General features: G+C 70.5%; 6 protein-coding genes. 4 read left to right on the top strand and 2 right to left on the bottom strand.

Annotated features, from left to right (window positions below; translation table 11 throughout):
* The coding region (locus tag Q8814_RS23500) for a condensation domain-containing protein (protein ID WP_330154383.1) at positions 1-1,557 on the bottom strand (1,557 nt) is incomplete at its 3' end.
* Positions 1,558-2,045: 488 nt separating this feature from the next.
* On the opposite strand from Q8814_RS23500, the gene Q8814_RS23495 reads away from it, so the two are divergent.
* Positions 2,046-2,645, top strand: a complete 600-nt coding sequence (locus tag Q8814_RS23495; RefSeq protein ID WP_330154382.1) for a hypothetical protein — start codon at positions 2,046-2,048, stop codon at positions 2,643-2,645.
* 32 nt (positions 2,646-2,677) lie between these two features.
* On the opposite strand, the gene Q8814_RS23490 is transcribed toward Q8814_RS23495, so the two are convergent.
* Positions 2,678-3,010, bottom strand: coding sequence for a hypothetical protein (locus Q8814_RS23490; RefSeq protein ID WP_330154381.1), 333 nt, complete (start codon positions 3,008-3,010; stop codon positions 2,678-2,680).
* 185 nt (positions 3,011-3,195) lie between these two features.
* On the opposite strand from Q8814_RS23490, the gene Q8814_RS23485 reads away from it, so the two are divergent.
* From Q8814_RS23485 to pabB, 3 genes are all read left to right on the top strand, one after another.
* Positions 3,196-3,534, top strand: coding sequence for an RNA polymerase-binding protein RbpA (locus Q8814_RS23485; protein ID WP_330154380.1), 339 nt, complete (start codon positions 3,196-3,198; stop codon positions 3,532-3,534).
* Between the two features lie 343 nt (positions 3,535-3,877).
* Positions 3,878-4,249, top strand: a complete 372-nt coding sequence (locus tag Q8814_RS23480; RefSeq protein ID WP_330154379.1) for a chorismate mutase — start codon at positions 3,878-3,880, stop codon at positions 4,247-4,249.
* A gap of 7 nt (positions 4,250-4,256) precedes the next feature.
* The gene (gene pabB, locus Q8814_RS23475; RefSeq protein WP_330154378.1) at positions 4,257-6,353 is read left to right on the top strand and encodes an aminodeoxychorismate synthase component I; all 2,097 of its coding nucleotides are present in this window, start codon (positions 4,257-4,259) and stop codon (positions 6,351-6,353) included.
* Positions 6,354-6,453 lie beyond the last annotated feature (100 nt).

The raw sequence follows: 6,453 nt of genomic DNA, 5'->3' as shown, positions 1-6,453 counted from the left end.
CCCGGCCGCCGCGGAGTGCAGCCACGCGGCCGGCGGACCGGTGGGCGGGTCGGTGTCGTCGGTTAGGGTCGCCGGTTCGACGTCGAGGTCGAGGTCGAACTCGGCGTCGGCGTGGTCGGGGGTGCGCTGATCCGCGCCGTGGACGCGGGGGGCGGGGCCGGGCAGGGTGAGGTGCTCGGGCGCCCCGGCCAGGGTGCGCCGCCAGAAGTCGGCCGTGGCGGCGGCGCGGCGGTGCTCACGCGCGAGCGCGGCGGTGCCCGGGTCGATCTCCTCGACCGGAGTGTCGGCGTCGGCGCGGAGGAAGGCGTCGAGCAGGGTGACGAAGCGGGTGTGGTGGGTGCGCAGTTCGGCGTCGGTGTAGCGGTGCGGATTGCCGCGGAAGTCGATGAACGTGCGGGCGGGGGTGCCGCTTTGGTAGATGTTGACCAGCAGGTCCTCGACGGGGCCGGAGGTCATGATGTGGAATTCGCCGCGGATCGGGCCGAGCCGGATCTGCTGGTGGAAGAGCATCACGTTGATCATCGGCCCGGCGTAGCGGTGGATCTCGCCGGCGGCGCCGCTTTCGCGGCGGATGTCTTCGAGGCTGCAGCGTTGGTGGCGCAGGGCGCCGGTCAGCTCCAACTGGGCGCGGCGCACGTGGTCGGCGCGGGTGTCGGCGGGTTCGAGGCGCACGTGCAGCGGCGCGGTGCTCACGAGCATGCCCCCGGAGCGGCGCACCAGCGCGGTGGTGCGGCCCGAGACGGGCAGGTTGATCACGACGTCGTCGTGGCCGGTCATCCGCGCGAGATAGCACGCGAAGGCGGCCACCACGGTCGCGGTCGACGAGGAGCCGGCGGTGTCGTCGGCGTCGGTCAGGGCCTGCACCAGGTGCTCGGGCAGCGCGAGACCGGTCAGCCGGCTGCGGGCCGCCGTGGGGGCCTGCCGGGTGGCCAGGGTGGAGCCGTCCTCGAGTCCGGCCACTCGTTCCATCCAGTAGGCCCGGTCGGTGTCGTACCGGTCGGAGGTGCGGTAGTCGCGGTCCCATTCGTAGAGGGTGCGCAGGTCGGCGGCCCGGACCGGGTCCGGTTCCTGCTCTTCCAGGGCGGCGGTGTACAGCGCGGCGATGCGGTTGACCATCGTCATCGCGGCGTAGCCGTCGAGCGCCACGTGGTGGATGCGGCTGTACCACAGATGCCGGTCGTCCTCGATGCGCAGGATCGACATGTTCACCAGCGGGTCGGTGGCGAGGTCGACCGGGGTGGCGTAGTCGGCGCTCATCCAGTCGTGGGCCGCCGCCATCGGGTCGGGTGCGGACCGGAAGTCGAGCGTCGGGATCCGGGCGGATTCGATGGTGTGGTCGACGTACTGGTACGGCTCGCCGTCGACCTCGACGACGCGCAGGAAGGCGGACTGGAATTCGTGGCCGGCGATGTACCCGACCCGGCGCAGCAGGTCGATGTCGAGATCGCCGCGCAGGTCGACGTATTGGGCGATGCAGATCGGCACGTCGGGCGCGAGTTGCTGCGCGATCCAGATCGAGCGCTGCGCGGACGACAGCGGGAAGGCATCGGCTGGCATCTGCACACGACGGTGTCGCAACGACATGTCCCCTCCGGATAGCGATGTTGACCGTGACCGGCGCCCCCGACATCGCGTCCGGGAGCCGACCGCCGCCGACCGAGTGTCGGCGCGATCGGACCCCCGTTCGATCGTGCTCGCTTCCGCGTGACCGGAAGCACATCTCAAGCTAGTCCACCGCCGCCGCGGAATGTGGGGAAACCGGGGCGGCAACTGCGGGAAACGAAACGGTCGGAATTCCGATATCGGACGCCGGGTAACGCTACGAGCGGAAATAGCGGAGAGGGTCGCGAAAACAATTACTTTTGTGTCCCGATCGGGTTACCGAATTGCAAACTCACCCGAAATGTCGGATTCGTGACGAAACTCGTGAAACCGCCCGGAAATGCGCACCCGGTGCTTATCCTCGAACCTCGTCAGCCTCGTGCGCCTCGCTTTGCCCGTTCGTCTCCGTACCGACTCGAAGAACCGACTCGAAGGAGCACCAGATGTCGCGCCGCCGGACCGTTCGTTTCCTCGCCGCCGCGTGCACCGCGGCGCTCGCCGTGGCGTTGCCCGTGCACGCCGCCGCCGACCCCGCCCCGCCAGGCCTGACGGTCGAGCAACTCCGCGCCGCCGCCGCGTCCCCGGAGACCGCCGACGCGGTCGAGGCGATGCTCGACGCCGCGCGCACCCCGGCCCTGTTCGAGGCGCCGCCGCGCAACACCCCGCAACCGTTCATGCAGCCCGCCCCCACCTTCGGGCCGGGATGCGGAGGCGGCATCGTGCCGTACGCGATGACCACGGGATGGGCCCAGCCCGGACCCAACACCAACCCGGACGTGCAGATCGGTCAGCTCAAGATCTTCGTCTCCCCCACCATCCCGGTCGCTCCCACCCGGGCGGACCTGACGCTGGTGTGGCTGAACATGGAGAGTTTCCGCGGTGGCATCGCGACCCTCGACGATCGGATCGGTGGGGTGCCGCAGCTGTCCAAGACCCTCGACACCGGAACGGGACCGGTGCTGGCCAGCCTGTTCGGTTCGGTGCAGTACAGCAACGGCGCGTTCTGCCAGGTCGTGTTCACCATGGGCGGGTTCTTCGCCTGACCGGGTGCGCGGCGCCCGACCGGGCCTGGCGGTCAGCGGAGCCGTTCGGCTGCGCGGGCCAGGGTGACCAACTCCTCGCACAACCGGGCCAGTTCCGCGGGGTCGGCGTCTTCGGCGACGGCGGTGGCCACGTCCTCCGCGGCGCAGCGCACCTCGAACGCCCGGTCCGTCAGGGCCGTGCACTCCTCGGCGGAGAGCACCACCGCGTCCTCGGGCAGTCCGCTGTCGCGGGCGGTGCTGCGCTGCTCGTAGGCGCGCTGGCGGCAGGACCGGCGGCAGTACCGGCGCCGCCGTCCCGTGCCGATCTCCGGCACCGGCCGGCCGCACCACACGCAGCTCGCGGCTCTGCCCTCACGTCCGGTCACGATGCGACACGTTACCGAGCCGGTCGGCCCGGCCGCTAAACTGGAGCTTCCGGCCCTGCGGCGGGTCGTCGGGAACGGATTCGGCTGCGTCGGCGTTGACAGGGTGTGGACGTCGCCACCTGCGTGGACGTTCGATGCACCGACGACGAGCTCTCCGGGCGGAGCACACTAGAGAGGACATCACCATGGCAGATCGTGTACTGCGAGGCAGCCGGCTCGGGGCGGTGAGCTACGAAACCGACCGTGACCACGATCTGGCGCCGCGGCGGATCGCGCGCTACCGCTGCGACAACGGCGAGGAATACGACGTCCCGTTCGCCGACGAGGCCGAGATCCCGGGCACCTGGATGTGCAAGAACGGGCTGGAAGGCACCCTCGTCGAAGGCGCCGCCCCCGAACCGAAGAAGGTCAAGCCGCCGCGCACCCACTGGGACATGCTCCTGGAGCGTCGCTCGGTCGAGGAGCTCGACGAGCTGCTGCAGGAACGTCTCGAGCTGCTCAAGAACAAGCGCCGCGGCGCCTGAAGCATTCCCGGGATCGCTCCCCGGGAACCGGTAACACCCTCCCCGGGAACCGGTAACACCTCCGAATGCCGTTGCGGGAAACACTTCCCGCGGCGGCATTCGGTTTCTTCCGGCACCGTGTCCCGAATTTTCGTGGGGTTCTGTCGCGGCCGTGGCACAAAATGATCAATTGGCGGCACCTTGATCGACACCCGTGCAATTATTGGCGGACGCCGACCGGAAGCCCGGTCGGGCCCCCGCCGAAAACCGCACAAAAACCGCAGAGAACCGTACGAACCGAGACGACCGACATTGTCCGGTATCTGCCCGGTTCGGTATCGCCGCACAAGGGGTGAGTGCCTCCGTGACCGACCGAAACCCCGCCGCGTCCCGCACCACGACCGCGCCGACACCCGAAACCGAGCTCGAAGCGCTGCGCGCCGAACTCGACCGGGTGGACCGGGCCCTGCTCGACGACATCCGCGACCGGATGGCGTTGTGCGCCCACGTCGCCCGGCTCAAGCAGCGGCACGACATCGCGGTCCTGCAACCCGGCCGGATGCAGCTCGTGCATCGCCGCGCCCAGGACTACGCCCAGCGGCACGGATTGTCCGGCGCGTTCGTGCAGCAGCTGTACACGCTGCTCATCGACGAGGCCTGCCGGGTCGAGGATCGCATCGTCGCCGGGGACGGCGGCGGTGCTGCAGGATCCGAGTCCGGCGAATCGCGGAGGTGAGGCCGCCATGGCGCTCCCGATCCGGACACTGCTGGTCGACAACTACGACTCGTTCACCTACAACCTGTACAGCCTGCTCACCCGCGTCAACGGCACCGCGCCGATCGTGGTTCCCAACGACACCTCCTGGGATCGGATCCGCGAACACCGCTTCGACAACGTCGTCGTCTCCCCCGGCCCGGGCAGTCCCGACCGGCCCCGCGACTTCGGGATCAGCGCCCGCGCCCTGCTCGACTCCGGGGTGCCCGCCCTGGGGGTGTGCCTCGGCCATCAGGGGCTGTGCCAGTTGTTCGGCAGCGCCGTGGTGCCCGCCCCCGAACCGGTGCACGGACGCACCAGCGAGATCGTGCACCCCGGCACCGGCCTGTTCGCCGGCATCCCGTCCCCGTTCGTCGCGGTGCGTTACCACTCGCTGGTCGCCGACCGGGTACCCGACGAACTCGACGCCATCGCACGGACCACCGACGGGCTGCTGATGGCGGTGGCGCACCGGCAGCGGCCGCTGTGGGGCGTGCAGTTCCATCCCGAATCCATCTGTACCGAGTACGGATTCGAACTGCTCGCCAACTTTCGTGATCTCACGCCCCGCCGCAGCGGTGCGCCGACCGCACCGCCGCCCCCGCCGGCCGCGCCCCCGACGCCGCGCTACGTCCTCGACTGCCGGGTGCTGGACTGTCACCCCGATCCGCACACCGTCTACGACACGCTCTTCGCGGCCGGACCGCACAGCTTCTGGCTCGACGGCAGCGCCGCCACCGAACCCGGCTCCCGCTTCACCGTGCTCGGCGACGGGTCCGGGCCTCGCGCCGAATTCGTCACCTACAGCGTCGCGGAGACCCTGGTGCGCGAACACCGCCCCGGTGTCCCGGTGGCCGAACACCACACCTCCTTCTTCGATCACCTCGAGCGTCGCCTGGCCGAGCGGCGTGTCGCGCCCCGCGACGATCTGCCGTTCGCGTTCGCTCTCGGGTACGTCGGCTATCTCGGGTACGAACTCAAGGCCGACGCCGGCGCGCAGCTCGTGCACACCTCCCCCACCGCGGATGCGGCGATGGTCTTCGCCGACCGCGCCGTCGTCCTCGACCACGATGCCGGCCGCTGCTATCTGCTGGCCCTGACCGACTCCCCCGGCGAGGACGCCACCACCGCCTGGTTCGACGACACCGCCGCCGCGCTCGCGGCGCTCGCCGAGACCACCGTCGCCCCGGTGCCTGCCGCGGCGCCGCTGGTGCGCGCTGACCGCGACCCGCAGATCCGGCTGCGCCACTCCCCGCCGCGGTATCTGGCCCTGATCGACCAGGCGGTCGCCGAGATCCGCAGCGGCGAAACGTACGAGGTGTGCCTGACCAACACCGCGACCGTTGCCCGCAGCATCGACCCGGTGCAGACCTACCGGGCGCTGCGGGCGATCAGCCCCACCCCGTACAGTGCGCTCCTGCGCTTTCCGGGCCTGTCCGTGCTCAGCGCCTCCCCCGAACGGTTTCTGCGGATCGGCACCGACCGGGTGGTCGAGTCGAAACCGATCAAGGGCACCCGGCCGCGCGGCGTCACCGCCGAGCAGGATCGGGCGCTGCGCGACGGGCTGCTCGCCAGCGAGAAAGACCGCTCCGAGAACCTGATGATCGTGGACCTGGTGCGCAACGACCTGTCCCGGGTGTGCATTCCCGGTTCGGTGCACGTCCCGAAACTGTTCGACATCGAAACCTATTCCGCCGTCCATCAACTCGTCTCCACGGTGCGCGGCACCCTGCGCGCGGGGGTCAGCGCGGTGGACTGTGTGCGGGCCGCGTTCCCCGGCGGGTCGATGACCGGGGCCCCGAAGCTGCGCACCATGGAGATCATCGACAAACTCGAGGACGGTCCCCGCGGCGTCTACTCCGGGGCCCTCGGATATCTGTCGCCCACCGGCGCCACCGACCTGTCCATCGTGATCCGCACCCTCGTCGCCACCGATCACGAGGTCAGTTTCGGGATCGGTGGCGCCATCGTCGCCCTGTCCGACCGCGTCGACGAACTCGACGAAACCCTCGTCAAGGCCGTCGCGATGCGCCGCTGCCTCGCCGTCACCGACCCGGCGTCCGTCCCCGACAGCACCGCGCCGTGACCGCCGCGCCCCGCGACCCGGTCGTCGTCGCCGGCGGGTGCGGCGCCGTCGGCGCGATGCTCACCGCCGCCCTGCGCGCGGACGGGCGGCGCGTGCGGGG

Origin of the sequence: Rhodococcus chondri, assembly GCF_036327435.1 — a bacterium.
In the GTDB taxonomy this organism is placed as follows: domain Bacteria; phylum Actinomycetota; class Actinomycetes; order Mycobacteriales; family Mycobacteriaceae; genus Rhodococcus; species Rhodococcus chondri.
The sequence above is the reverse complement of the archived record's forward strand: the minus strand, read 5'-3'. Positions and strand labels throughout refer to the sequence as shown.